The following is a 25,623-nucleotide window of genomic DNA, read 5'->3' on the forward strand; positions in this document are numbered from 1 at the left end:
GCCCCTGCCGCAGGGACGACGAAGCGGGGCACCCGTCGACGGACGGATGCCCCGCTTCACCCTGCCCACTTGACAGGGAAACCCCACATATCAGTGGAGCTGGTCGATCGTCTCCCAGAACACCTCGCGCAGATGCCGGCGCACGGACTGGCGGCTGGTGTCCTCGGTGCCGATCTTCTCGGCGCAGTCGCGCAGCAGGGCGCCGTCGATGTCCGCCGGGAGGAAGGGCCGGTCGCCCACGACCTCCTCCAGCTCCTGCATCGTCGTGCTCCCGTACCAGGAGCGGGCCGCGTTCTCCGCGACCGTGCGGGCGACGTCGAGGAGGGACTCGGCCGGGTGCTCGGCGGGAGAGGGACCCTCGGTGCGGGACGAGGTGGAGTACAGCGGCGGCGGGGTCGAGCGGGCGGCGACCTCCCCCGGGGTGGGAAGGATCTCCGGACGCGAGGGCGTCGCGGACGCGCCGAGCAGGGGAGGGTGCGGGCGCGGCGCCGCGGACGGGGCGGCGGTGCGGGAGACGGGACGGAAGGTCTCCTCGATGAGCTCCTGCGGCAGGGCGATGATCCGGTCGACCTGGAGGGCCAGGTGCTCGGCCACGGAGTGCCAGCCCAGACGGTGGGTGCGCGAGGCCACGGCCATCAGCACGACCCGCATCCCCAGATCCTGGGCGGCCTCGACAGCCTCGGCGAGATCGTCGTCGCCGGTGAGCAGGTACGCCGTCCGGGCGGCGCCGTTGCGGGCGATCTCCACGAGGTCCAGGCCCAGGCGGAGGTCCACGCCCTTCTGCTGCCCGTTCACCCCGAGCCGTCCGAGGCGCACCTTCACGTCGTCGAGCAGGGCGATGCGACGGTGCTCCTCGGTGAACACCCCGTGCCGGGCCGCGTCGTACCAGTACAGGCGCAGCGGATCCAGTCCCGAGTCCTCCGCCGTCGCCCGGAGGATCCCGCGGATCAGCGGCTCGGTGTCCACCGTCGTGGAGGCTCGCAGCGACGTGCCCGTGATGGTGCTGCTGCCGACGGAGAGGAGGAAGCCTGCGTCGACGAAGATGGCGCTGCGCACGGTGGGGACCCTTCGGGGCGGGGGACGGGCGGGAGCCTCCACTGTAGGGCGCCGATGTACCGCCGATGCGGGCCCGCGCCGACCGCTCGCCTCATTCCTGCGGGGCGGTGACCCAGTCGATGAGCTCCTCGATGCGACCCGAGAGCGTCGGCTCGACGTCGGCGTAGGAGCGGACGGTCGCGAGGATCCGCTGCCAGCCCTCGGCGATGTCGATCTGGCTCGCGCGGGGCCAGCCGAGGGCGGCGAGGGATCCGACCTTGATATCGGTGCCCTTGGGCACATGCGGCCAGGCCTCGAGGCCGACCCGGGCGGGCTTGACCGCCTGCCACACGTCGACGTACGGATGTCCCAGGATCAGGACGTTCCCCTGCGCTCCGCGCATGCGCATGACCTGCTGGGCGATGCGGGTCTCCTTGGAGCCGGGCACGAGATGGTCCACGAGGATCCCCAGCCGTCGGCGCGGGCCGGGAGCGAAGTCGGCGACCCGCTCCGCGAGGTTGTCGGCGCCGTCGAGCATCTCGACGACCACGCCCTCGATCCGCAGGTCGTGTCCCCAGACCTTCTGCACGAGCTCGGCATCGTGCTTGCCCTCCACCCAGATCCGGGAGGCGCGGGCCGTGCGGGCCCGGGCGCCCTCGACGTACACGGAGCCGCTCGCCGAGCGCTGCGGCGCCCGTTGCGCGGCCGGCGCGGGGCGGACCAGGCGGACCGGTTTCCCGTCGATCATGAAACCCGGTCCCAGCGGGAAGCTGCGGACGATCCCGCGGCGGTCCTCCAGCTCGACGCAGATCTCGCCGGCGATCTTCTCGAGGCGGGTGACGGCGCCGGTGAAGCCGGTCCCGGCCTCCTCGACGACGAGCCCGCGCGCCACGGGCACGTCACGGGCGACGGGGCGGCGCCGATGGTGGGCCGCGGTGGTGCCCAGCACATCGGAGCCATAGCGATCGGGGAAGGAGCTCGGTGACACGCCGCCACGGTACCCCGGTGGCGAACGCCTCTCTCGCAGGCCCGCCCGGAACGCGTAGCATTGGCACTCTGGGCCCTCGGGTGCCAGCATCGGGAGACGCAGACACGCAGACAGCAGAGACACCGCAGAGACAGGGACGGGAGGTGCCGGAGATGGATCCGCGCAAGCTGCAGATCCTCGGCGCGATCGTCGAGGACTTCGTCGCCACGCGCGAGCCGGTCGGCTCCAAGTCGCTGCTGGACCGTCACGACCTGGGCGTCTCCGCGGCCACGGTGCGCAACGACATGTCGGTCCTCGAGGAGGAGGGGCTGATCACCCAGCCCCACACCTCGGCCGGGCGCGTGCCCACCGACAAGGGCTACCGCGCCTTCGTCGACCACGTCGCGACCATCAAGCCGCTCTCCACCGGGGAGAGGCGCGCCATCAGCACCTTCCTCGAGGACGCCGGGGACGTCGACGAGCTGCTCTTCCGCACCGTGCGGCTGCTCTCCCAGCTGACCCACCAGGTCGCCATGGTCCAGTATCCGGCGCCGCAGCAGGCCCGGGTGCGGCACATCGAGCTGGTCAAGGTCGCGGACTCCCTCCTGCTGGTCGTGCTCATCACCGAGTCCGGCCGCGTGGACCAGCGCACCATCGCGCTGTCCCAGCCCCGTGAGGCGGCGTTCTACGCGGGCCTGCGCGACGGCCTGCTGCGCGCCGTGAGCGGACGCGAGGTGACCGACGTGGACCGGAGCCTGGACCAGCTCGTGGCCGCGAGCCCCGCCCCCGACCAGGACAGCGTGCGCGAGGTGACGGACATGGTCGCCGCGCTCGCGGCCTCCCGCACCGAGGATCGGATCGTGCTGGCCGGCACGGGGAACCTGGCCCGCTCCGCCGCCGACTTCTCCCGCGACATGGAGCCCCTGCTCGATCTGCTCGAGGAGCAGCTCGTGCTGCTGCGGCTGCTCTCGGAGATGAGTGCGGAGCCCGGAGCCGTCGAGGTGCGCATCGGCCAGGAGATCCGCAACCGCTCGCTGACCCAAGCCGCCCTCGTCGGCGCAGGGTATCGTCCCGGATCGCATCTGGCGATCCTCGGCCCCACCCGCATGGACTACGTCACCGGCATCTCCACGGTGCAGGCGCTCGCCCGCTACATCAACCGCTTCCTGGAGTGACGGGACTCTTCGCCCGCCCGCTGCGACTCCGCCCCCATCCACTATCTGAGGAATCCCCTTCGTGAACGAGGACTACTACGAGCTGCTCGGCGTCTCCAAGGACGCCTCGACCGACCAGATCAAGAAGGCCTACCAGAAGGCGGCCCGCTCGCTGCATCCGGACGTGAACCCGGACCCGGAGGCGGCGGAGAAGTACAAGAAGGTCTCCCAGGCCTACGAGACGCTCAAGAACCCCGACAAGCGCCGGCAGTACGACATGGGCGGCGGGCCGGGGATGGGCGGCTTCCCCGGCGGCGGGGCCGGCTTCGACTTCTCCGACATCTTCGACATGTTCGCAGGGGCCTCCGGCATGCGCGGCCGTGGCCAGGGCCCGGTCCCGCGCCAGCGCCGCGGCGGCGACATCCTGCGCCGGACGACGATCGACCTGCGCGATGTGGTCTTCGGCACCGAGCAGAAGATCACCTTCCGCACCGCCGTGCTCTGCCAGACCTGCCACGGCTCCTGCGCGGCGGAGGGGACGAGCCCCATTCGATGCACCCAGTGCAACGGCTCGGGCCACGTGCAGCGGGTCGCGCAGTCGCTGCTGGGCCAGATGGTGACGATGGCGCCGTGCCCCACCTGCGAGGGCCATGGCGACATCATCGAGCATCCGTGCACGGCCTGCGCCGGACACGGCCGCATCCAGGACGAGCGGACCCTCACCGTGAAGATCCCCGCCGGCGTCGAGCACGGCACGCGCATCCAGCTGCGCGGCGAGGGCGAGGTCGGCGAGGCCGGCGGCCCCTCCGGCGACCTCCTCGTCGAGCTCTCCGTCGCCGAGCACGACGTCTTCCACCGCGAGGGCGACGACCTCGTGGCCCAGGTGAGCGTGCCGATGACCTCCGCCGCCCTCGGCGCCACCGTTCCCCTGGAGACCTTCGACGGCGTGCAGGAGCTGCGGATCCGCCCGGGCAGCCAGCCCGGCGAGGAGATCACCCTCAAGGGCCTCGGCGTGTCCCCGCTGCGCCGCGAGCGGCGCGGCGACATCCGTATCGAGCTCGACGTCATGGTCCCCACGGGCCTCACCGAGGAGCAGACCGAGCTGCTGGAGCGGTTCTCCGCCCTCCGCGGCGAGGAGACCCCCCGCACCGGCGGACGCCGCCACGGCGGCATGTTCGACAAGATCCGCGAGCGGTTCCGGGACCTCTGAGATGCCCGCGACGCCGTCCGCCTTCCTCGTCCTGGATCGCGAGCTCGCGCCCCTGCGCGCCGGAGACCCGTGCCACCTGGCCGGGGAGGAGGGCAGGCACGCGGCCAAGGTCGCGAGGATCGGCGTCGGAGAGCGGGTCCTGCTGACCGACCTCCACGGGACCCAGGTCCTCGCGGAGGTCGAGGCGGCGGCGAAGGAGTCGCTCGAGCTGCGGCTGTGCGAGCCGCCGCGCACGGCGGCGACCCGCGCGCCCGAGCTCGTGCTGGTGCAGGCGCTCGCGACCGGGGGTCGGGACGAGCAGGCCGTCGAGTCCGCCACGGAGCTCGGGGCCGATGCGGTCGTGCCCTGGATCGCGCGGCGCTCGGTGTCCGTGTGGCGCGGGGAGAAGCAGCGCAAGGGGCGCGCGAAGTGGGAGGCGACCGTCCGGGCGGCGGTCAAGCAGTCCCGGCGGGCCCGCATCCCCCAGGTCGCCGAGCCGCTCGGCACCGCGCAGCTGGTCCGGTGCGCCGCGGAGTGGACGGCGCAGGGGGACCTGGTCCTGGTCCTGCACGAGCAGGAGAGCACGGGGCTGCCGACCCTCGTCCCGCAGATGCGGGCGGCGGGGCGAATCGTGCTGATCGTGGGGCCGGAGGGCGGCATCGCCCCCGAGGAGGTCGCGGAGCTGCAGGAGGCCGGCGCCCGCAGCGTGCTGCTCGGCCCGGAGGTGCTGCGCTCCTCGACCGCGGGCCCCGCGGCGATCGCGGCGATCAGCGCGCTCATCGGCCGCTGGGGCTGAGCCCGCTCCGCTGCGCACGGGACGAGACGAGGGCCGGGCCGCTCCTGGGAGCGACCCGGCCCTCGTCCGGGGGTCTGCGGGGATCAGGCGACCGTGGCGCCGATGCGCGCGTCGGCATGCTCGCGCAGGGTGCCGAGCGCCTCGACGAGGGCGAGCTCGACCTCGGGTCGCACGTCCAGCTCGCCGGCGGGGCTCAGGTCCTGGCCCAGCCCCAGCCCGATCTCGGAGACGACATCGGTGCCGAAGCGCGCCATGAGGCGGCCCAGCAGCTCGAGCACGTCCGCGGCCTCGCCCCAGCCGTAGCCGACCAGGATCGTGGGCAGGTTCTCCCACTCGGCGTAGAGGTAGTCGACGGCGTTCTTGAGCGATCCCGGGTAGGAGCCGTTGTACTGCGGGGTGACGATGATCGCGGCGTCGAGCGCGCCGATCCGCTCGGCCCAGGCGCGGGCGTGGTCGGTGGTGCGCTCCGCGCCGGACTTCGGCGGGGCGAGCTCGTCGAAGTGGGGGAGGGCGACCGTGCGCAGGTCGATCAGGTCGATGTCCCAGCCGTCCGCATGTTCACCGACCCATCGGGCGACGTGCTCGCCGATGCGGTTCGGGCGGGTGCTGGAGACGATGATTCCAAGGGATGCCATGCAGGTTCCAACGGCTCCGGACCTGCGGGTCTTCCCGGAACCGCTGTGATCTCTTCAACATTCAATCACCTGGGTCCCTCCGGCGCGGGCGGACCGGGAGCCGCGCGCGGTCAGGGTCGCGAGCCCCGAGGACAGGGCGCGCGCGGTGTCCGGGCGCACGAACAGCTCGCCCTCGGGAGAGAGGTCCTCGCGGAAGCCGAGGCCCACGGATCCGACGTGATCGGCCTCCACCCGCTCGAGCAGGGTCGTGAGATGGCCGATCACCTCGCCGCCCCGTCCCCAGCCGTAGCCCACCACCAGCACGGGCAGCGCGTTCCACGGGGCGTAGAGGAAGTCGACGGCGTTCTTGAGCACCCCCGGATAGGAGCCGTTGTACTGCGGGGTGACGATCACCGCGGCATCGAGCGCCGTGACGCGGCGGGCCCAGGCGCGCGTGTGCTCGTGCTCGGGCTCCCGGCCGGCCTTCGGGCTGTACGGCTCGTCGAAGGCGGGAAGCGCCAGGGAGCCCAGGTCGATGCGGTCGACGTCGAAGGCGCCGGCCGCCTCCTCGACCCAGCCGGCGACGCGCGCGCCGATGCTCTGCGGACGGTTGCTGGCCACGAGGATTCCCAGGTGCGTCATAGTGGGCTCACGCTAGCGCTCCGCTGCGCCCCCGGGCCGCCTGTGCGTCGCCGCATGAACGCGGCGCTCCCGCGTAGACTCGGGTCCATGTCTCCGACGTCCCCGATGACCTCGACCTCGCTGCGCGAGCCCGACTGCATCTTCTGCCGGATCGTGGCCGGCGAGATCCCCTCCGAGCGGGTCCATGAGGACTCCGAGGTGATCGCCTTCCGCGACCTCAGCCCGCAGGCGCCCGTGCACGTCCTCGTGGTGCCGCGCGAGCACCGCCGTGACGTGCGGGAGCTCCGCGCGCGCCCGGAGCTGCTCTCCCGCATCGTCGAGGTCGCTGAAGAGGTCGCATCGGCGCAGGCCGACGGCGACTTCCGGCTGATCTTCAACACCGGCGCGAACGCCGGCCAGACCGTCTTCCACGTGCACGCGCACGTCCTCGCGGGCGGACCGCTCGCAGAAGGAGCACTGTGACCGATCTCGACGCCGTTCCCGGACGCCCGCCCGAGGTGCGCGAGCGCCGGCTCGCGATCCCCGACCACCTCAGTCCCTTCCAGGTCCTGGGGGAGAACGACCAGGCCCTGGCCGCCCTCGAGGACGTCGTCCCCGACACCGACGTGCATGTGCGCGGCCACCAGGTGACGCTGCGCGGCACGGAGGACGCGCTCCGGCGCAGCGAGCACATCATGCGCTCGCTCATCGAGCTGGCCGCGAAGGGACAGGCCGTCACCGCGGAAGCGGTCCAGCGCGCCGCGGCCCTGTACGGGGACGAACGGCGCGACGGCGCCCGCATCGAGCAGGTCCTGGCCCAGGCGGTGCTCTCCGCGCGGGGACGGACCATCCGGCCCAAGACGCTCGGGCAGAAGACGTACATCGACGCGATCGACGAGAACACGATCACCTTCGGGATCGGTCCCGCCGGAACCGGGAAGACCTACCTGGCCGTCGCGATGGCGGTCCAGCAGCTGCTGTCCAAGCGCATCAACCGGATCATCCTGACCCGCCCCGCGGTCGAGGCTGGGGAGCGCCTGGGCTTCCTGCCGGGCACGCTCAACGAGAAGATCGACCCGTACCTGCGGCCGCTCTACGACGCCCTGCACGACATGCTCGACCCCGAGTCGATCCCGCGTCTCATGGGCGCGGGAACGATCGAGGTCGCGCCGCTGGCCTACATGCGCGGGCGCACCCTCAACGATGCCTTCATCATCCTGGACGAGGCGCAGAACACGACGCCCGAGCAGATGAAGATGTTCCTGACCCGGCTCGGCTTCAACTCGACGATGGTCGTCACGGGCGACGTCACCCAGGTCGACCTCCCCGGCGGGCAGCGCAGCGGCCTGCGGGTCGTCGAGCAGGTGCTCTCCGGCGTCGACGACATCGCCTTCTGCCGCCTCTCCGCGCGCGACGTCGTCCGGCACCGTCTGGTCAGCGACATCGTCGAGGCCTACGGACGCTGGGAGGTCGGCCCCGGGGGCAACCGCGAGTCCCGCCGCCACGGCGGCCCGAAGAACCCCACCAGCCCGCGAGGAGCCGCCGCATCATGATCGAGGTCCGCAACGAGACCACCGCCCGTATCGAGGAGCTCGAGTTCGTGGCGCTGGCCCGCTTCGTCTTCGAGGCCATGCACCTGCATCCGGCCACGGAGATGGGCCTGCGCTTCATCGACGAGGCGGAGATGGAGCAGCTGCACATCCAGTGGATGGACGAGCCCGGCCCCACCGACGTGCTCAGCTTCCCCATGGACGAGCTGACCCCCGGCAGCCCGGAGCAGCCCTCTCCGGAGGGTCTGCTCGGCGACATCGTCGTGTGCCCGACGGTCGCCGCCCGTCAGGCCGCCGAGTCCGGGCACAGCGCCGCCGAGGAGATGCTGCTGCTGGTCACCCACGGGATCCTGCACCTGCTGGGCTACGACCACGCCGAGCCCGAGGAGCGCGCGGTCATGTTCGACCTCCAGCGCAAGCTCCTCCTGACGTTCCTCGCCACCCGCGGGCAGGAGGCCTGAGGGCTCTGGCGCCATGACAGCTCTGCTCCTGGTCCTCATCCCGCTCGCCGTGCTCAGCCTCGCGCTCGGGGCCTCCCTCACCGCTGCCGACGCCGCCCTGCTCGCCAACTCCCGCGGAGGTCTCGAGCGCGCCCTCGAGGATCGGCCCGAGAGGCTGCGCCGCCGCGTCCTCCAGCAGCATGACGACGCGCCGCGCACCCTCGCCGCCATCGGCCTCGGCCGCGTCATGTCCGATGCGGTGATGGCCGTGGCCATCACCGCGATCATCTTCGAGACCTTCGAGGGCTGGGTCTGGCCCACGCTCCTGTCGATCCTCATCGCCGGCGTCGGCTCCTTCCTGGCCGTCTCGGTCTCGCCGCGCACCATCGGCCGCCGCCTGCCGGAGACGGTCGCGATCCGGCTGTCGCTGCTGATCGCCGTCACGCGCACCGTGCTGGGGCCCCTCTCGCACCTGCTGATCCACATCGGCTCCGCGCTCACCCCCGGCGGGAAGGTCTCCGGCGGCCCCTATGCGACGGAGGCGGAGCTGCGCCACAGCGTGGACCGGGCCCTGGAGAACGAGCAGCTCGAGCACGACGAGCGCGACATGATCCAGGGCGTCTTCGATCTGGGCGGCACCGTGGTCCGCGAGATCATGGTGCCGCGCACCGACATGGTCACGATCGATGCGGACACCACCGCGGAGAAGGCCGTGCGGCTGTTCGTCCGCTCCGGCTTCTCCCGCGTCCCGGTGATCGGCGAGAACACCGACGACCTGCGCGGCATGCTGTACATCAAGGATGTCATCCGCGCCGTGCACTCGCCCTGGGATCCTCGCGGGGATCGGCTGGTCAGCGAGCTGATGCGGCCTGCGGAGTTCATCCCGGAGTTCGTCGGCGCCGACGAGGTCCTGCGCCAGATGCAGACCGGCAGGGTCCACGTCGCGATCGTCGTCGACGAGTACGGCGGCGTGTCCGGCATCGTCACGATCGAGGACATCCTCGAGGAGATCGTCGGCGAGATCTCCGACGAGCACGACCGCCGCGAGCCCGAGGTCGAGGATCTGGGGGAGGGGCGCTTCCGGGTCCCCGCCCGCGAGAGCGTCTCCGAGACCGGCGAGCTGTTCGGCCTCGAGATCGACGACGACGACGTCGACTCGATCGGCGGGCTGCTCGGCAAGGCCCTGGGCCGGGTGCCGATCCCGGGCGCCGAGGCCGAAGTGCTGGGCCTGCACCTGGAGGCGGAGCGCACCAGCGGGCGCCGCAAGCGCCTGTCCACCCTGATCGTCTCCCGCGCCGTCCGCGAGGACGCCGACCCCCGTGACCTCGAGGAGAACCATGACTGAGACCCAGAGCCCCGCGGGGCGCACCCATCGCTCCGGCTTCGTCGCCCTCGTCGGCCGACCCAACGTCGGCAAGTCCACCCTGACGAACGCCCTCGTGGGGGAGAAGGTGGCGATCACCTCCTCGAAGCCGCAGACCACCCGCCGTGCGATCCGCGGGATCGTCACCCGTGAGGACGCCCAGATCATCCTCGTGGACACGCCGGGCGTGCACCGGCCCCGCACCCTGCTGGGGGAGCGGCTGAACGACCTGGTGCGCGAGACCCTCTCCGAGGTCGACGTGGTCGGCTTCTGCCTCCCGGCCGATCAGCGGATCGGCCCCGGAGACCGCTTCATCGCCGAGGACCTCGCGGAGCTGCGCGGCGCTCGCTCCCGTCCGCGCGTCGTCGCCGTGGTCACCAAGGTCGACCTGGTCGGACCCGAGCGTCTGACCGAGCACCTGATCGCGGTGGACCAGCTGCTGGACGTCGACGCGATCGTGCCGATCAGCGCCGTGACCGGCGAGCAGGTCGACGTGCTGCTCGAGGTGATCGCCGGCGAGCTGCCCGAGGGGCCGCAGCTCTACCCCGACGACCAGCTCACGGAGGAGTCGCGCGATGACCGCATCGCGGAGCTGATCCGCGAGGCGGCCCTCGAGGGCGTCCGCGACGAGCTGCCGCATTCGATCGCGGTGGTCATCGAGGAGGTCGTCGAGACCGATCCGGACGGCGACCCCTTCGCGCAGGTCGCCCCGGGCCAGGGCCGCCTCGTGGTGCGGGCGAGCCTGTTCGTGGAGCGCGACAGCCAGAAGGGGATCATCATCGGTCGCGGAGGCTCGCGGCTGAAGGAGGTCGGGAGCACCGCGCGAGGGGAGATCAACCAGCTCCTGGGGCGGAAGGTCCACCTGGACCTGCGGGTCAAGGTCGCCAAGGACTGGCAGCGCGACCCCAAGCAGCTGGGGCGGCTCGGGTTCTGAACCGCGGCGCGAGCACTCCCGCGACGGTGCTACGGTGTCGCTCATGCGTGGAGCGCACCTTCTGCTTATCCGCCGCGTCGAGGCCTGATCGCCGGGCCCTCGCCGCGGCTTCCCTCACGCCCCCGGCGACCCATCGATCGTGAAGAAGGACCTCCCGTGACTGCCACCTCCACCCGTTCCGTGCCCGCGATCCAGGACCCCTCGGTCCCCGTCGTGGGCCCTCGCGGCGACGCGCCCCAGACGCCGTCCGGCATGCCGATCCACAAGTACCTGCCCTTCGAGCAGCAGATCGCCGTGGACCTGCCCGACCGCACGTGGCCCTCCCGCCGCATCACCCGTGCCCCCCGCTGGTGCGCCGTCGATCTGCGCGATGGCAACCAGGCCCTCATCGACCCGATGAACTCCGAGCGCAAGCTGCGCATGTTCGACCTGCTGGTCCGCATGGGCTACAAGGAGATCGAGGTCGGCTTCCCGGCGGCGAGCCAGACCGACTTCGACTTCGTGCGCACCCTGATCGACGAGGACCGCATCCCCGACGACGTGATGATCCAGGTGCTCACCCAGTCCCGGGAGCACCTGATCGCCCGCACGTACGAGGCGGTCAAGGGCGCGAAGCGCGCCGTGGTGCACCTGTACAACTCGACCTCCGTGCTGCAGCGGGACGTGGTCTTCCGCGCCGACGAGGACGCCGTCCTGGACATCGCGGTGCAGGGCGCGCTGCTGTGCAAGAAGTACGAGGAGACGGTGCCGGAGACGGCGATCACCTACGAGTACTCGCCGGAGTCGTACACCGGTACCGAGCTCGAGTACGCGGTGCGGGTGTGCAACGCCGTGATCGAGGTGATGAAGCCGACGCCCGAGGACAAGATGATCATCAACCTGCCGGCGACGGTGGAGATGGCGACCCCGAACGTGTACGCCGACTCGATCGAGTGGATGGACCGCCACCTGGACCGCCGGGATTCCGTGGTGCTGTCCCTGCACCCGCACAACGACCGCGGCACGGGCGTCGCCGCCGCGGAGCTCGGCTACCTCGCCGGGGCGGACCGCATCGAGGGCTGCCTGTTCGGCAACGGCGAGCGGACCGGCAACGTCGACCTGGTGACCCTGGGCCTGAACCTGTTCAGCCAGGGCATCGATCCCCAGATCGACTTCTCCGACCTGGACGAGGTGCGCCGCACCGTCGAGCACTGCAACCAGATGAAGGTGCCCGAGCGCTCTCCCTACGGGGGCGATCTGGTGTTCACCGCCTTCTCCGGCTCGCATCAGGACGCGATCAAGAAGGGCTTCGAGCGCATGGAGAAGGACGCCGCCGCGGCGGGGTCCGAGGTCGACGACCTCGTCTGGCGCGTTCCGTACCTGCCCGTGGATCCCAAGGACCTGGGCCGCTCCTACGAGGCGGTGATCCGCGTGAACTCGCAGTCCGGCAAGGGCGGCATGGCCTACCTGCTGCGCACCGAGCACGGCCTGGATCTGCCCCGCCGCCTGCAGATCGAGTTCTCCTCGATCGTGCAGCGCATCACCGACTCCGAGGGCGGCGAGGTCTCCCCGTCCTCGCTGTGGGACGCCTTCGTCGACGAGTACCTGCCCGCCGACGACCACGGCCGCCGCTGGGGCCGCTTCGGCTTCCGGGGCGTGCGGCAGGAGTCCGCGGGGGAGGGCGCCGACCAGATCACGGTCGACCTGCTGGTGGACGGCCAGGAGCAGGAGATCACCGGGATCGGCAACGGCCCGATCGACGGATTCGTGAAGGCTCTGGCCACCAAGCATGTCTCCCTGCGGATCCTCGACTATGCCGAGCACGCCCTCACCGAGGGCGACGACTCGCTGGCGGCCGCCTATGTCGAGTGCGAGATCGGCGAGAGGATCTTCTGGGGCGTCGGGATCGACGGCTCGATCACCCGCGCCTCGCTCGCGGCGATCGTCTCCGCGCTCAACCGCTCGCAGCGCTGACGCAGCGCGAGCATCGCATCGGACCGGCCCTGCGCGCCCGTCTCAGGGGGCGAGCGGGGCCGGTTCGCCGTGCGCGGAGGGCCGATCCTCGCGGGGCTCCTCCGCAGCGGGCTCGACGACCGGGATCTCCCCGGTGAGCGTCGAGCGGGTGGGCACCGTCTCCGCGCGGCGCGCCGTCGCGGTGACGCCGATGCTCGCGGAGACCACGAGGACGGCGGCGAGCACTCGCAGAGCGCTCAGGCCCTGGCTCAGCAGGATCATGCCCGCGAGCATCGCGATCACGGGCTCGAGGCTGAGCAGGATCCCGAAGACGTGCCGCGGCAGGCGACGCAGCGCCGCGAGCTCGAGGGTGTAGGGCAGCAGGGATGCCAGGACCGCGGTGCCGGCCGCGACGAGCAGCAGATGCGGGTCCAGGAGCCCGCGCAGCGCCCCGTCCGATCCCAGGGGCAGCACGACCAGCGCGCCGATCATGATGGAGGCGGCGAGTCCTCCCTGTCCCGGCACGAGGCGTCCCGCCCGAGCGCTCGCGATGACGTACAGACCCCAGAACACGCCAGCGACGAGGGCGAAGACGACCCCGACAGGGTCCAGGCGGGCGGCCCCGGTGACGGACTCGAGGCCGAACAGGCCGACTCCGGCCAGGGCGAGGGCGACCCACAGGAGATCGCTCCGGCGCGCGGACAGCAGCGCGGCGACCGCGAGCGGGCCCAGGAACTCGAGGGTGACCGCCGTGCCCAGCGGGATCCGCTCGATCGCGGCGTAGAAGGATCCGTTCATCCCGCCCATCACGGCGCCGAGCGCGAGCACGCTGAGCCACTGGGTCCGATCCAGGCGGTGGAGGGCCGGTCGCGCGATCACGAGCAGCAGGATCCCGGCGATGCCCAGCCGCAGCGCGGTCGTGCCCCAGGAGCCCAGCTCGCCGAAGAGAGTCGTGGCGAGCACCGCCCCGAACTGCAGGGACGTGCAGGAGCCGAGGATCAGCAGGACGGGGGCGCCGGAGGCGGGTGCGGCAGGGGAGGAGACGTTCACCGTCCCAGCGTGCATCCTCTCGAATCGCCAGTCCAGCGGGACTTTCTGTCCTGTAGTGTGAAGTTCGGCTTCACAGATGAACGGGGTGGTCATGCTCAACCTCCAGCGTCTCTTCCTGCTGCACGAGCTCGGGCGACTGGGCACGATGGCCGCGGTCGCGCGCTCGCGCTCCATGTCGCCCTCGGCGGTCTCGCAGCAGCTCGCGCTGCTCGAGCGGGAGACGCGCACATCGTTGCTGGAGAGCCGCGGCCGCGGGGTGGTGCTGACCGATGCCGGGCAGCGCCTGGTGCGGCGCACCGAGGAGATCCTGGGCCTGCTCGAGACGGCGCAGGCGGAGCTCGCCGATGCCCGCGGGGAGGCGAGCGGCGTGCTCCGGGTCGCCTCCTTCCAGACGCCGCTGATCGTGCTCGCACCGGAGGCGGTGAGCGTGCTCGAGGCGCGCCATCCCGCGCTGCGGATCGAGATCAGCCAGCTCGAGGTCGACGACGCGTACGAGAGCCTGCTGGCCCACCGCGTCGAGGTGATCCTCGGGGAGGAGTATCCCGGGGGCGTGCAGGCTCCGCGTCGGGGGACGGACCGCGCGGATCTGCTGACCGATCCGCTGCTGCTCGTCCTCCCGGCGGAGGCGTCCTGGTCGCGGCCGCGCAGCCTCGCCGACCTCGCGCAGGTGCCGTGGGCGCTGGACCCCGACACCTATCGCACCGGACAGTGGGCGCGCTCCTTCCTGCGAGGGCACGGGGTCGATCCCTGGGTGCGCTTCGACACGCCGGATCCGCTGCTGCAGGTGCACCTGGTCCGCTCGGGCCATGCCGCCGCCTTCGTGCCCGGGCTGATCGCGGCCGAGCATCTGGGCGGGACCCGGGTGCTCCGGCTGCCCGGGGCCCCGGCGCGGCGGCTGTTCACGGCCGCCCGCTCCGGGGCCGGGGGCCGCCCGGCGCTGCGGGCCTTCCGGGCGGCGATGCTCGAGGCGGCCGGGCGGGTCGAGGACCTCCCGGACCTCGAGCCGCTTCCGGGCTGAGCCGGTCTGCGGTAGGAAGGAGGACATGGAGATCCGACGTCGGCGACTGCACGTCCTGGTCCTGCTCGTGCTCGCCGTCACCCTGGCTGCCGGCCTCCTCTCCCGGGGGACGGCGCAGCCGCTTCCGGCCGACGCCCCGGAGGATCGGTTCAGCGCCGAGCGCGCCGCCTCCGCCGCGGCGCCGGTCGTCGCCGCGCCTCGGCCGATCGGCTCCGCGGCGAACGTCGGTGCCCGCGCCCACCTGGCGGCGGAGCTCGAGGAAGCCGGCTTCGTCGTCCGCGAGGAGCCGGGTCTGGCGGTGCGGACGTTCGGGACCGAGGGCGCGGCCGGATTCCCGCAGAACCTGATCGCCTCCCGCCCGGGGCAGCAGCCGAGCGGGACCATCGTCCTGGCCACGCATGTCGACTCCGTGATCGGCTCGCCGGGGGCGGCGGACGCCGGTGCCGGGATCGCCGTGATCCTCGAGACGGTGCGGGCCCTCGGCGCGGAGGCGCATCGCAACGACCTCGTGATCCTCCTGGTGGACGGGGAGGAGGACGGGCTGCTCGGTGCGGAGGCTCTGGATCTGTCCGCGGTGGCGGACCCCGATCGCCCGACAGCGGTGCTCAACCTCGAGGCGCGCGGCACCTCCGGGCGTCCGATGATCTCCCGCACGGCCGGTCCCCTGCATGCCGTCGTCCCGGCGATGCCGCGCCCCGAGGCGGAGTCCTTCACCGATGCGCTGTTCGCGCTGGTCCCCCACGACACGGACTTCACGGTCTATCGGGAGGCAGGATGGTGGGGGATGGACATGGCGCTGGTCGGCGGGTCATGGGCGTACCACAGCCCCCAGGACTCGGCCGCGAACCTCGACGCGAGCTCGCTGCAGCACTACGGGGACATGGTCCTCGCTCTCACGGAGGATCTGCTGGACCGCGACCTCGGCGCCCTGGATCCGCAGGCGCGCCCGGTGATGACGACCGCTCCCTGGGGCGTCGTGGCGGTCCCGGCCTGGGCGGTCCGGCTCGCGGGGGTCCTGCTGATCGCGCAGGCCGCGCTGCTCGTGCAGCGCGGAGCGCGCCGGACGGAGAAGGGCTCCCTGGGCCGCTGCCTCGCGGCCGGCCTCATCGGTCTGCTGGTGCTCGCCGTCGGCATCGGCGCCGCCCTCGGCGCATGGGCGCTCTGGGCGCGCCTGTTCCCACAGATGCTCTCGGCCGTGGTGGGGGAGCCGTATCGGCCCGGAGGGCTGATCGCCGCGGAGGCGGTCGTCGCAGCGCTCTGCGCCGGCGGCGGTCTCCTCCTCCTGCGCCGCCGCTGCCGCGGGGAGGAGATCGCCGCCGGGTCCGCGGTCGTGCTCGGGCTCCTCATCGGGATCCCGACCCTGATGGCGCCCGCTCTGCTGGGCTGGGCGGCGCTTCCGCTCGCCCTGGCGGCCCTGCTCCGGTTCCTGCCGGTCCCTGCCCGCGGGCTGGCGCTCGCGCCGGTGGTGTGGATGGCGGGCGCCCAGGCCGATGCGCTCGCGGAGTTCGGGATGGCGAGCTCCTCGGGGATGCTCGCGGCGACGGTCCTCCTCGTCCTGCTCGCCGCGGCGGTCGTGCTCGCGCGCGGACCGGCAGCGGAGGAGCGGCTCCCGCTGCGGCGGACGGGGATCGTCGCGGCGGCCGGGCTCGTCGTGGTGCTCGGCCTGGCCGGCACGGGGATCGCACGGTCGGCGGCGTTCCCGCAGGGGCCGCAGGAGAGGGTCGAGGCGGCGGTCGACGCGACCACCGGCGAGACGACCTGGACCGCGACGGGACGCACCGCCTGGGGACGTGATCTCGCGGCCGCGGAGCCGGTCCCCGCCCCGGCGCGGCTGCCGGCGCCTCCGCGGGTCGCGATGAGCACGGCCGGGGAGCGGAGCCGGCTGGTGCTGACCTCCGCCCGCCAGTCCCGGACGCTCGAGCTGCGGGCGCGGGGAGGGGCGATGCGGGAGCTCGTGATCGACGGCGAGACCGTTCCGGCCTCCGAAGGGCTGACCCGGCTGCGGATCGTCGGGCTCGCCCCGGGGCAGAGCGTCGTCGTGGAGGCGGATCTCGCCGACGTGGACGGTCTCGAGCTCGCGGATCAGAGCGAGGATCTCGCGATCGGCGGAGGCTGGGTCGAGCCGCCGGAGGACCTCTCCCTGGTCCAGTCCTCGCTGTGGCTTGTCGTCGACGTGCCCATCCATGTATCTTGAGATCAAGATAAAATCTCGATCGGAGACCGATGGATCATCGCTGGGACCCCGAGCAGTACCTCGTCTACGCCGATGAGCGCGCCCGCCCCTTCCTCGACCTCACCGCGCGGATCGGCGCGGAGCATCCCGCGCACGTCGTCGACCTCGGCGCGGGCCCCGGGACCCTGACCCGGCTGCTGGCGCGGCGCTGGCCGCACGCACAGGTCCTCGCCGTCGACGCCAGCGAGGAGATGGCCGCCCGGGCCCGCACCATCCCCGGCATCACCGCGCAGCTCGCGGATCTGCGGACCTGGTGCCCGCCCGCGCCCGCGGACGTGATCGTCGCGAACGCCTCCCTGCAGTGGGTGCCGGGCCACCTCGAGCTCCTCGAGCGCCTCGTCGGCCATCTCGCCCCGGGCGGCTGGTTCGCGATGCAGGTCCCCGGGAACTTCGAGGAGCCCAGCCATGCGATCCGTCGGGAGCTCGCCTCGCACGCTCCCTACGCGGAGCATCTGGAGGGCGTGGCGGTGCCCTCCTCGCACGACCCCGCGACCTACCTGCGCGTCCTCCAGGGCCTCGGCTGCGAGGTCGACGCCTGGGAGAGCACCTACCTCCACGTCCTCCCCGGCGAGGACCCCGTCTTCGCCTGGGTCAGCGGGACCGGTGCCCGGCCCACGCTGCAGGCCCTGCCGGAGGATCTGCGCGAGCGCTTCTCCGTCGAGTACCGTGCACGGCTCCGCGAGGCCTATCCATCCGAGCCGGACGGCGTGATCCTCCCGTTCCGGCGCGTGTTCGCGGTGGCGCGGCGCCGCGACTGACCCCGGTCCGCGGTAGATTCTGGGCATCATGCAGAAGCTCTACCGGGACCACGGGATCGTCCTGCGCACCCATCCCCTGGGCGAGGCCGACCGCATCATCACGCTCCTCACGCGCGGACACGGCAAGGTCCGAGCCGTCGCCAAGGGCGTGCGCCGCACCGGAAGCCGCTTCGGCGCACGGCTCGAGCCCTTCGGCCTGATCGACGTGCAGCTGCACGAGGGTCGCTCCCTGCACACGGTCACGCAGGTCGTGACGATCGAGACCTTCGCCCAGCAGATCACCGCGGACTATGCGCGGTTCACCGCCGCGACCGCGATGCTGGAGACCGTAGACAGGCTGAGCGACGACGTCTCCGATCCCTCGCCGCGCGGCTTCCTGCTGCTCGTGGGCGCGATGCGGACCATGGCCGCGGGCGCGATCCCGCCCCATCTCGTGCTGGACTCCTTCCTGCTGCGCTCCCTGGCGCTGGCCGGCTGGACGCCCTCCCTGAGCGACTGCGCCGCCTGCGGCGTGCACGGACCGCACCACGCCTTCGACGTCGGGGCCGGCGGCCTCGTGTGCAGCGCCTGCCGGCGTCCGGGCGCGGTCGCCGTGCGGCGCAGCGCCGTCGAGCACCTGATCCTGCTGCTGGCCGGGGACTGGCAGAATGCGGTGCGCAGCGACGACACGACGGTCCTCGAGGCGAGCCGCCTCATCTCCGACATGGTCACATGGCACCTCGAGCGATCCGTGCGCTCGCTCGGCTACGTCGAACGCTGACCCCGACGCCCCCAGGAGGCCCCTGTGGCTCACGAGCCCTTCCCCCACCCCAGCGGCGCCCTGCCGCCGCAGCTGCCCGCTCCGGTGGTGCCGCGTCACATCGCCATCGTCATGGACGGGAACGGGCGCTGGGCCAACGCCCGCGGCCTGCCGCGCACGGCCGGGCACGAGGCCGGAGAGGCGGCGCTGCTGGACGTGGTCGCCGGGGCGATCCAGATCGGTGTGACCCACCTGTCCGCCTACGCCTTCTCGACCGAGAACTGGAAGCGATCCCCGGACGAGGTGCGTTTCCTCATGGGCTTCTCCCGATCGGTCCTGCGCCGCCAGCGCGACACCCTGCACTCCTGGGGCGTACGGATCGTGTGGATCGGTCGGGAGCAGCGGCTGTGGGGGAGCGTCATCCGGGAGCTCAAGGAGGCGGAGCAGCTCACCCGCGACAACACGCGCATGACCCTGTACATGTGCGTGAACTACGGCGGGCGCGCCGAGATCGTCGACGCGGCGCGGGCGATCGCGGCGGAGGCCCGGGCGGGACGGATCAGCGGTCGCGGCATCACCGAGGCCAGCTTCGCCCGCCACCTGATCGACCCCGATATGCCCGATGTGGACCTGTTCCTGCGCACGAGCGGCGAGCAGCGCACCTCGAACTTCCTCCCCTGGCAGGCCGCGTACGCCGAGCTCGTGTTCGTCCCCGAGCTGTGGCCGGACGTCGATCGGGTCGTGCTGTGGCGCGCCGTGGTCGACTACGCGCGGCGCGACCGGCGCTTCGGCGGCGCGATCGACGCCCCCTCGTCCTGATCGGCCGACCGGGCCCCTGCCGCCCCCGGGACTCGCTCCGCCTCCGCGGTCGCAGCATCGCGCCGACGACGGCGCAGGCGCAGCGCGAGGAGCACGCCGAGGAGGATCAGCGCCAGCAGCAGCAGGGCCGCCCAGGGGCTCCGCAGGAACAGCTCGAGCCACAGCATGACCGCGGCGAGCCCGACCGTCGCATAGATGACGGCCCAGGCGAGGCCGCCGATCGCGAGGGCCGGCAGGTAGCGGCGCAGCGGCATGCGGGTCAGACCTGCCGCCGCGTTCACCGCCGTCTGGAAGCCGACCGTCAGGAAGCTGACCGCGACGACCGGTGCTCCCCAGCGGTGGACGACCCCGATCGCCCGTGAGACCCGTTCCTCGCGCAGGAACCGGGCCATCCGCCCGCGGTCCGCGAGGCGGTGGGCCCCGCGCCCCAGCGCATAGGTGCCGCCGGCGCGCGCGAGGATCACGACGTAGAGGAAGGCGACGGCGGGGAGCAGCGGAAGGGAGTCGATCCAGGCCATCATCGGCCCGCGACCTCGGCGTCCTCCGCGGCCGGGGCATCACCGGCGTGCTCCGGGCACAGGCCGAAGACCTCCATCGTGTGATGGACGTCGGTGAATCCGTGCTCGGCGGCGACCGACCGGGTCCAGTCCTCCAGCTGCGGGGCCTGGAACTCCACGGTCGCGCCGCAGGCCCGGCAGACGAGGTGGTGATGGTGGGCGGTCTGCGCGCACTGCCGATAGATCGACTCGCCGTCATCGGTCACGAGGACGTCGACCTGCCCGGCCGCCGCGAGCGCCTGCAGGTTCCGGTAGACCGTCGCGAGCCCCACGGCCTGACCGGCGGAGCGCAGGTCGTCGTGCAGCTGCTGGGCGCTGCGGAAGTCCTCCTGGCGCGAGAGCTCCTCCAGGATCGCCGTGCGCTGCTTCGTCGTGCGCTGCATCATGCTCATGCCCTCGCCGAGACCTCCTCCGTGCGGTGCGCCCGGGCCCGTTCCAGGATGGCGCGGACGGCCAGGCCGACCACGTACATGCCGATCGCCAGGAGGACGATCACCCCGCCGGGCGGAAGGTTCACATACGCGGTGAGGACCAGGCCGCCCAGGCTGCACACCAGTCCTACCATCATGGCCCATCGCATCGTCCGGGAGAAGCCGACCACGAGGGTCTGCGCCGCGGCGACGGGGACGATCATGAGCGCGCTCACCATGAGGGCGCCGACGATCCGCATCGCGAGCGTCACCGTGAGCGCCGCGATCACGGCGATCAGCAGGTTCGTGGCGCGCACCGGCAGCCCCGCGGCACGTGCGAACTCCTCGTCGCTCGTGACGGCGAACAGCAGATGCCGGAGCCCCACGCCGACCGCGAGCACGATCACGGCGAGCACGACGGTGATGACCAGGTCGGAGGAGGTGACGGTGGAGATGGAGCCGAAGAGATAGGCCATGAGGCTCGCCGAGGTCCCCCCGGCGAGCTGGATGATCACCACCCCGCCCGCGATGCCCCCGTAGAAGAGGATGGCCAGGGCGACGTCACGGCTGGTGTGGCCGACCTCGCGCACGTACTCGATGGCGATCGCGCCCAGCACGCTCGCCACGAGCGCCCCGGGCACCGCGAGCACATCGTGCGGAGTGGTCTGCACCCAGGCGCCCACGAGCCATCCCACGGCTACGCCCGTCAGCGCCACGTGGCCGAGCCCGTCCCCGAGCAGCGAGAGGCGCTTCTGGACGAGGTAGGTGCCGACGATCGGCGCGGTGAGGCCGATCAGGACCGCGATGATGAGCGGGTAGCGCATGATGTCCGAGGTCAGGAGATCCCACGGGGTCAGCATCAGCGATCGAGCTCCTCTCCGAGAGACGGGGCCGGGCGCAGCGCGTGCTCGTGGCCGGTGTCCAGGCGCGGGCGATCCTCGGGCGGGCCGTCGTACACGACCCGTCCCCCCTCGAGGATGACGGTGCGGGTGATGTCCTGCTCGAGCTCGCCGAGGTCGTGCAGGACCACGAGGATCGTCCGGCCGCGCTCGTGGAGGCGGCGGAACAGGGCGGTGATGAGCTCGCGGCTGGCGACGTCGACGCCGCTGAACGGCTCGTCGAGGACCAGGAAGGAGGGCTCGCGCACGAGGGCGCGCGCGATCATCACGCGTTGGCGCTGGCCGCCGGACATCTCGGTCACGGGGCGGTCGACGAGGTCCCCGAGCCCGACATCAGACAGCAGGGCGCCGACCCGGAGATCGCGGGAGCGGGGGAACCAGGAGCGGGGCCCGAGCAGCCCCGTGGCGACCGCCTCGCGCGCGGTCGCCGGGATGTTCCCGGACTCGACCGCATGCTGCGGGACGTAGCCGAGCTGCCGATGCGCCGCGCGGGTCGTGACGTCGTGCCTGAACAGCTGCGCGCTGCCGGAGTCCAGGGGGAGGACCCCGACGACGGAGCGCAGCAGGGTCGACTTCCCGGAGCCGTTCGCCCCGAGCAGCGCGACGAGCTCGCCCTCCTCCACGCGCAGGTCGACGCCGTGCAGGACGCGCTGGGCGCCGAGGGTCACGACGGCGCCCTGCACGTCGACGACCGGGGTCGCGGGGCCGGCAGGGGGAGCGAGGGCCGGGCCGGTCACTGCCAGCTCGACGCGAGTGCCTGGGCGTTGGTGCGCATCACCGCAGGATAGTCGACCTCGGGGTCCAGCTGGGTCTCGAGGTTGTCGAGCTCGGCCGCCTGGATGCCGAGGTTAGCGGCGAGGGTCTCGGCGACCTTGGGGGAGGCCGTGGTCTCGAAGAAGACGGTGGTCACCCCCTCGTCCTGGATGACCGTCTCGAGGGCGAGCAGGCGCTGGGGGCTCGGCTCGACCTCCGGGTCCACGCCCGTGATGCCGATCTGCTCGAGGCCGTAGCGATGGGCGAGGTAGGCGAAGGCGGTGTGGCTCGTGACGAACGGCTTCTCTCCCGGAACGGCGTCGAAGAGCGTCCTGAGCTCCGCGTCGAGGTCCTCGAGGGTCGTGCGCAGCGCCGCCGCGTTCTCGGTGAACGTCGCCGCGCTGTCCGGGACGATCTCGGCCAGGCGTGCGGCGACCGCATCGCCCACGTCCGCCATCAGCGAGGGATCGTGCCAGAAGTGCGGATCCGTGTCGCCGTGGTCGTGGTGCTCCTCTCCATCGTGCTCGCTCCCGTGCTCGTCCTCGTGCTCGCCCCCGCCGTCGGAGGCGCCGTGGTCGTGCGCGGCCGCGTCGGCGGGCAGGAGCGTGATGACGGAGTCGACCAGCAGGGCGTTGTCCTCGCCGTGGCTCGCCAGCGCGTCGTCGATCGCGGCCTGGAAGCCGGGGATGGCGATCACCAGGTCCGCCGACTGCAGCTGGCCGACCTCGGCGACGGAGAGCTCGAGCCCGTGCGGGTCGACGCCGGGCTTGGCGAGGTCGATCTGCTCGACGAGGTCGCCTCCGACCGACGCGACGAGGTAGGAGAGCGTGTAGGTGCCGGTGACCACCGTGGGCTTCCCGGAGCCCGGCCCTCCGCGTCCGGAGCAGGCGGCCAGGGCGGTCGCCGCGGCGGCGAGGCCCAGACCGAGGGCGCTGCGACGGCGCAGGGGAGTGCCGAGGAGGGCGGACGGACGGGATGCGGAGGGATGGGCCGATGAAGACATGACAATCATTCTCAGCAAGTCGGGGCTGCGAGGCAAGCCGGAGCACGGTCGGCGGCGTGTCTGTCTCGCCACAGATCCGGGCCGGGGCGCGCAGCGGGAGAGGCGGGCGGAGCAGGGCCCGCGGATATGCTGGACCCTCACCCGTCACGCCGACAGCAGGAGACATCGTGGCCAAGGCCCCCGCCAGCACCCTGGACAACGTCATCGCGCTCGCCAAGAAGCGCGGCTTCGTCTTCCCGGCAGGTGATATCTACGGCGGTACCCGCTCCGCATGGGACTACGGCCCCCTGGGCGTCGAGCTCAAGGAGAACATCAAGCGTCAGTGGTGGCGGACCTTCGTGCAGTCCCGCGGCGACATGGTGGGCCTGGACTCCTCGATCATCCTCCCGAGGCGCGTCTGGGAAGCATCCGGCCACGTCGAGACCTTCACGGACCCGCTGGTCGAATGCAAGAAGTGCCACAGCCGCTTCCGCGAGGACCACCTCATCGAGGCCTTCGAGGCGAAGAAGGGCCGCGCTCCCGAGGGTGGCGTCGCCGAGATCGCCTGCCCCAGCTGCGGGACCCGCGGCGAGTTCACCGAGCCGCAGCAGTTCTCCGGCCTCATGAAGACCTACCTGGGTGCGGTCGACAACGAGTCCGGGCTGCACTACCTGCGTCCCGAGACCGCGCAGGGCATCTTCGTGAACTTCCTGAACGTCGTCACCGCGGCGCGGCAGAAGCCGCCCTTCGGCATCGGCCAGGTCGGCAAGGCCTTCCGCAACGAGATCACGCCCGGGAACTTCATCTTCCGCACGCGGGAGTTCGAGCAGATGGAGATCGAGTACTTCACCCCGCCGGAGCAGGCGGACGAGTTCTTCAGGACCTGGGTCGAGGACTGCTGGAACTGGTTCGTGGACCTCGGCATCTCTCCGGAGAACCTGCGCCGCTTCGACGTGCCCGAGGACGAGCGCGCCCACTACAGCGCCGGCACCATCGACCTTGAGTACCGCTTCGGCTTCCAGGGCAGCGAGTGGGGCGAGCTCATGGGCATCGCCAACCGCACCGACTTCGACCTGTCCAGCCACACCGAGGCGTCCGGCACGAAGATGCAGTACTTCGATCAGGCCGCGAACGAGCGGTACACGCCGTACGTGATCGAGCCGTCCTTCGGCCTGACCCGTTCGATGATGGCGTTCCTCGTCGAGGCCTACGCCGAGGACGAGGCGCCCAACACGAAGGGCGGCGTCGACGTGCGCACGGTCCTCAAGCTCGACCCTCGTCTCGCCCCGGTGAAGGCGGCCGTGCTCCCGCTGTCCAAGAGCGCGGACCTCGTCCCGCAGGCGGAGTCGCTGGCCTCGGAGCTGCGCGGCTTCTGGAACGTGGACGTCGACACCTCGCAGGCGATCGGTCGCCGCTATCGCCGCCAGGACGAGATCGGCACCCCGTTCTGCATCACGGTCGACTTCGACACCGCCGAGGACCAGGCCGTCACCATCCGCGAGCGCGACACCATGGCGCAGGAGCGCGTCGCGCTGTCGCAGGTGCGCGGCTACCTCGCCGAGCGCTTCGCCGGCGCCTGATCGCCCCCCCGCCGGGCGACGCCTGATCCCCGGTCCCGGACCTCGCTCCACGCCCGGGCCGGGGCCGGCGTCGCCCGCCGTCGGGGACCCTCCGCCCGGAGCCCGTCCGCACGGGGCATGGGCGGATGTCCTGCCCGCATGGCACACTCTGCAGCATGTCGGCATCCGAGCGCTCCGCAGCATGGCGGACAGGGCGGGAGATGGCCCGCGCCTATCACCGCGAGGTCGTCCGTCCTCTGCTCGAACGGTCGATGCCCGGTCTCGCCTATGCGGCGGGTCGGCTCGGGACAGGATCCGACGTGCTCGGCTACGACGATCCGCAGTCGGCCGATCACGACTTCGGCCTGCGCATGACGCTCCTCGTCGAAGACGGCTGGGCCCAGGAGGTGGACTCCCTCCTGGAACGCGCGCTGCCGCCGACGCACCACGGGATGCCGACGCGGTTCGCCATGACCGGGGACCCGCGGGTGCGCCACCGCTGCGAGGTCGCCTCGGCCCGTGATCTCGCCGTGGAGCGTCTGGGCGTGGACCCGAGCGGGCCGATGTCCCTTGCCGACTGGCGCAGCCTCACCGGGCAGAGCGTGCTCGAGCTGACCGCAGGCCCCGTCTTCCACGACGGGACCGGAGCGATCACCGCGATCCGCGAGACGCTGACCTGGTACCCGAGGGACGTCTGGCTGCACGCCCTCGCCGCCGACTGGTCCCGCCTGGGCCAGGAGATGCCCGATGTCGGACGCGCAGGGCTGCGCGGCGACGAGGACGGATCGGCCGTCATCGCGGCGCGGCACGTGCGGACGATCCTGCACCTCGCGCACCTGATCCATCGGCGCTGGCCGCCGTACGGGAAGTGGCTCGCCCGCTCCGCCGCGCAGCTGCCGGGCGGCCAGGAGCTGCGCGGGATCCTCCTCGGGATCCTGCGATCGACGCACTGGCAGGAACGCCAGGAGCTGCTGGCGGGCGCGCTCGAGCAGCTGGCGGCGGCACAGTCCCGGATGGGCCTGCCCGTGCTGCTCCCTGCGACCGAGGCGTTCTTCGACCGTCCCCACATCGGGGTGCGCGAGATCGCCGAGGAGCTCCATCAGGCGATCGAGGATCCGGCCGTGCGCGCGATCCCCTGCGGGATCGGCACGGCCGAGCAGATCAGCGACAACGTCACCGTGCTCGTGGACCCGGCTCGCCGTCGTCACCTGGTCGCCTGAGCGCTCCCTGCTCCCGCGGCAGCGGACGGGC

The 25,623-nt window shown here is 72.2% G+C and carries 26 protein-coding genes; 16 read left to right on the forward strand and 10 right to left on the reverse strand.

The features are described 5' to 3' along the window. Positions 1-90: 90 nt before the first annotated feature. On the reverse strand, positions 91-1,056 hold the full coding sequence (locus ACFFF6_RS09520; RefSeq protein WP_376980131.1) for an NYN domain-containing protein: 966 nt from the start codon (positions 1,054-1,056) through the stop codon (positions 91-93). 91 nt (positions 1,057-1,147) lie between these two features. Continuing rightward, positions 1,148-2,023 carry a DUF3097 domain-containing protein gene (locus ACFFF6_RS09525; RefSeq protein ID WP_376980132.1) on the reverse strand — a complete coding sequence of 292 codons (876 nt, stop codon included), beginning with the start codon at positions 2,021-2,023 and terminating at the stop codon, positions 1,148-1,150. 152 nt (positions 2,024-2,175) lie between these two features. Between ACFFF6_RS09525 and hrcA the strand changes: the two genes are divergently transcribed. The 3 genes from hrcA (at position 2,176) to ACFFF6_RS09540 (ending at position 5,141) form a co-directional block, all read left to right on the forward strand. Then, positions 2,176-3,177 (forward strand): heat-inducible transcriptional repressor HrcA, encoded by a 1,002-nt coding sequence (gene hrcA, locus ACFFF6_RS09530; RefSeq protein ID WP_376980133.1) that lies wholly within the window; start codon positions 2,176-2,178, stop codon positions 3,175-3,177. Positions 3,178-3,238: 61 nt separating this feature from the next. Beyond that, positions 3,239-4,366, forward strand: coding sequence for a molecular chaperone DnaJ (gene dnaJ, locus ACFFF6_RS09535; RefSeq protein ID WP_376980134.1), 1,128 nt, complete (start codon positions 3,239-3,241; stop codon positions 4,364-4,366). 1 nt (position 4,367) lies between these two features. Beyond that, complete coding sequence (locus tag ACFFF6_RS09540; RefSeq protein WP_376980135.1) at positions 4,368-5,141, forward strand: 16S rRNA (uracil(1498)-N(3))-methyltransferase; 774 nt, start codon at positions 4,368-4,370, stop codon at positions 5,139-5,141. Positions 5,142-5,224: 83 nt separating this feature from the next. On the opposite strand, the gene ACFFF6_RS09545 is transcribed toward ACFFF6_RS09540, so the two are convergent. Next, complete coding sequence (locus ACFFF6_RS09545; protein WP_376980136.1) at positions 5,225-5,776, reverse strand: NADPH-dependent FMN reductase; 552 nt, start codon at positions 5,774-5,776, stop codon at positions 5,225-5,227. Positions 5,777-5,830: 54 nt separating this feature from the next. Next, positions 5,831-6,397 (reverse strand): NADPH-dependent FMN reductase, encoded by a 567-nt coding sequence (locus ACFFF6_RS09550; RefSeq protein ID WP_376980137.1) that lies wholly within the window; start codon positions 6,395-6,397, stop codon positions 5,831-5,833. A gap of 87 nt (positions 6,398-6,484) precedes the next feature. Between ACFFF6_RS09550 and ACFFF6_RS09555 the strand changes: the two genes are divergently transcribed. The 6 genes from ACFFF6_RS09555 to leuA all read left to right on the forward strand — a co-directional run bounded on the left by ACFFF6_RS09555 (position 6,485) and on the right by leuA (position 12,616). Then, a complete protein-coding gene (locus ACFFF6_RS09555; RefSeq protein WP_376980138.1) occupies positions 6,485-6,859 on the forward strand; it encodes a histidine triad nucleotide-binding protein in 375 nt (124 codons plus the stop codon). Continuing rightward, complete coding sequence (locus ACFFF6_RS09560; protein WP_376980139.1) at positions 6,856-7,929, forward strand: PhoH family protein; 1,074 nt, start codon at positions 6,856-6,858, stop codon at positions 7,927-7,929. Before ACFFF6_RS09555 ends, ACFFF6_RS09560 begins: the two co-directional genes overlap by 4 nt. Beyond that, a complete protein-coding gene (gene ybeY / locus ACFFF6_RS09565; protein ID WP_376980382.1) occupies positions 7,923-8,387 on the forward strand; it encodes an rRNA maturation RNase YbeY in 465 nt (154 codons plus the stop codon). Before ACFFF6_RS09560 ends, ybeY begins: the two co-directional genes overlap by 7 nt. 13 nt (positions 8,388-8,400) lie before the next feature. Then, entirely contained in the window at positions 8,401-9,711 is a 1,311-nt protein-coding gene (locus tag ACFFF6_RS09570) for a hemolysin family protein (RefSeq protein ID WP_376980140.1), read from the forward strand. After that, positions 9,704-10,663, forward strand: a complete 960-nt coding sequence (gene era, locus ACFFF6_RS09575) for a GTPase Era (RefSeq protein WP_376980141.1) — start codon at positions 9,704-9,706, stop codon at positions 10,661-10,663. The genes ACFFF6_RS09570 and era overlap by 8 nt, the downstream gene beginning before the upstream one ends. A 252-nt stretch (positions 10,664-10,915) precedes the next feature. Beyond that, positions 10,916-12,616, forward strand: a complete 1,701-nt coding sequence (leuA, locus tag ACFFF6_RS09580; RefSeq protein WP_376980383.1) for a 2-isopropylmalate synthase — start codon at positions 10,916-10,918, stop codon at positions 12,614-12,616. A gap of 42 nt (positions 12,617-12,658) precedes the next feature. Here the strand turns inward: leuA and ACFFF6_RS09585 are convergent, their stop codons facing one another. Continuing rightward, positions 12,659-13,645, reverse strand: a complete 987-nt coding sequence (locus ACFFF6_RS09585; RefSeq protein ID WP_376980142.1) for an EamA family transporter — start codon at positions 13,643-13,645, stop codon at positions 12,659-12,661. Positions 13,646-13,721: 76 nt separating this feature from the next. On the opposite strand from ACFFF6_RS09585, the gene ACFFF6_RS09590 reads away from it, so the two are divergent. From ACFFF6_RS09590 to ACFFF6_RS09610, 5 genes are read left to right on the forward strand one after another with little or no spacing between them, the layout of a single operon-like run. Beyond that, positions 13,722-14,663 carry a LysR family transcriptional regulator gene (locus tag ACFFF6_RS09590; protein ID WP_376980143.1) on the forward strand — a complete coding sequence of 314 codons (942 nt, stop codon included), beginning with the start codon at positions 13,722-13,724 and terminating at the stop codon, positions 14,661-14,663. Between the two features lie 25 nt (positions 14,664-14,688). Further along, positions 14,689-16,857: a M28 family peptidase gene (locus ACFFF6_RS09595; RefSeq protein WP_376980144.1), complete on the forward strand. Its 2,169-nt coding sequence runs from the start codon at positions 14,689-14,691 to the stop codon at positions 16,855-16,857. A 29-nt stretch (positions 16,858-16,886) separates the two neighbouring features. Then, the gene (locus ACFFF6_RS09600) at positions 16,887-17,654 is read left to right on the forward strand and encodes a trans-aconitate 2-methyltransferase (RefSeq protein WP_376980145.1); all 768 of its coding nucleotides are present in this window, start codon (positions 16,887-16,889) and stop codon (positions 17,652-17,654) included. A gap of 28 nt (positions 17,655-17,682) precedes the next feature. Beyond that, positions 17,683-18,414, forward strand: coding sequence for a DNA repair protein RecO (recO, locus tag ACFFF6_RS09605; RefSeq protein ID WP_376980146.1), 732 nt, complete (start codon positions 17,683-17,685; stop codon positions 18,412-18,414). A 24-nt stretch (positions 18,415-18,438) separates the two neighbouring features. After that, entirely contained in the window at positions 18,439-19,212 is a 774-nt protein-coding gene (locus ACFFF6_RS09610) for an isoprenyl transferase (RefSeq protein ID WP_376980147.1), read from the forward strand. On the opposite strand, the gene ACFFF6_RS09615 is transcribed toward ACFFF6_RS09610, so the two are convergent. Genes ACFFF6_RS09615 through ACFFF6_RS09635 form a run of 5 tightly spaced genes read right to left on the reverse strand, consistent with a single transcriptional unit; the run spans position 19,158 to position 22,834 of the window. Continuing rightward, positions 19,158-19,733 carry a DedA family protein gene (locus ACFFF6_RS09615; protein ID WP_376980148.1) on the reverse strand — a complete coding sequence of 192 codons (576 nt, stop codon included), beginning with the start codon at positions 19,731-19,733 and terminating at the stop codon, positions 19,158-19,160. The two genes, ACFFF6_RS09610 and ACFFF6_RS09615, sit on opposite strands and share 55 nt — an antisense overlap. Then, positions 19,730-20,152 carry a Fur family transcriptional regulator gene (locus ACFFF6_RS09620; protein ID WP_376980385.1) on the reverse strand — a complete coding sequence of 141 codons (423 nt, stop codon included), beginning with the start codon at positions 20,150-20,152 and terminating at the stop codon, positions 19,730-19,732. The genes ACFFF6_RS09615 and ACFFF6_RS09620 overlap by 4 nt, the downstream gene beginning before the upstream one ends. A gap of 5 nt (positions 20,153-20,157) precedes the next feature. After that, positions 20,158-21,039 carry a metal ABC transporter permease gene (locus ACFFF6_RS09625; RefSeq protein WP_376980149.1) on the reverse strand — a complete coding sequence of 294 codons (882 nt, stop codon included), beginning with the start codon at positions 21,037-21,039 and terminating at the stop codon, positions 20,158-20,160. Then, a complete protein-coding gene (locus tag ACFFF6_RS09630) occupies positions 21,039-21,815 on the reverse strand; it encodes a metal ABC transporter ATP-binding protein (protein WP_376980150.1) in 777 nt (258 codons plus the stop codon). The genes ACFFF6_RS09625 and ACFFF6_RS09630 overlap by 1 nt, the downstream gene beginning before the upstream one ends. Then, a complete protein-coding gene (locus tag ACFFF6_RS09635; protein WP_376980151.1) occupies positions 21,812-22,834 on the reverse strand; it encodes a metal ABC transporter substrate-binding protein in 1,023 nt (340 codons plus the stop codon). Before ACFFF6_RS09635 ends, ACFFF6_RS09630 begins: the two co-directional genes overlap by 4 nt. Positions 22,835-23,001: 167 nt before the next feature. On the opposite strand from ACFFF6_RS09635, the gene ACFFF6_RS09640 reads away from it, so the two are divergent. Both ACFFF6_RS09640 and ACFFF6_RS09645 read left to right on the forward strand, forming a co-directional pair. Continuing rightward, a complete protein-coding gene (locus tag ACFFF6_RS09640) occupies positions 23,002-24,393 on the forward strand; it encodes a glycine--tRNA ligase (RefSeq protein ID WP_376980152.1) in 1,392 nt (463 codons plus the stop codon). Between the two features lie 155 nt (positions 24,394-24,548). Next, the gene (locus ACFFF6_RS09645) at positions 24,549-25,592 is read left to right on the forward strand and encodes a DUF4037 domain-containing protein (RefSeq protein ID WP_376980153.1); all 1,044 of its coding nucleotides are present in this window, start codon (positions 24,549-24,551) and stop codon (positions 25,590-25,592) included. Positions 25,593-25,623: the final 31 nt, after the last annotated feature.

It is taken from the genome of Brachybacterium hainanense (assembly GCF_042434575.1).
Lineage (GTDB): Bacteria > Actinomycetota > Actinomycetes > Actinomycetales > Dermabacteraceae > Brachybacterium > Brachybacterium hainanense.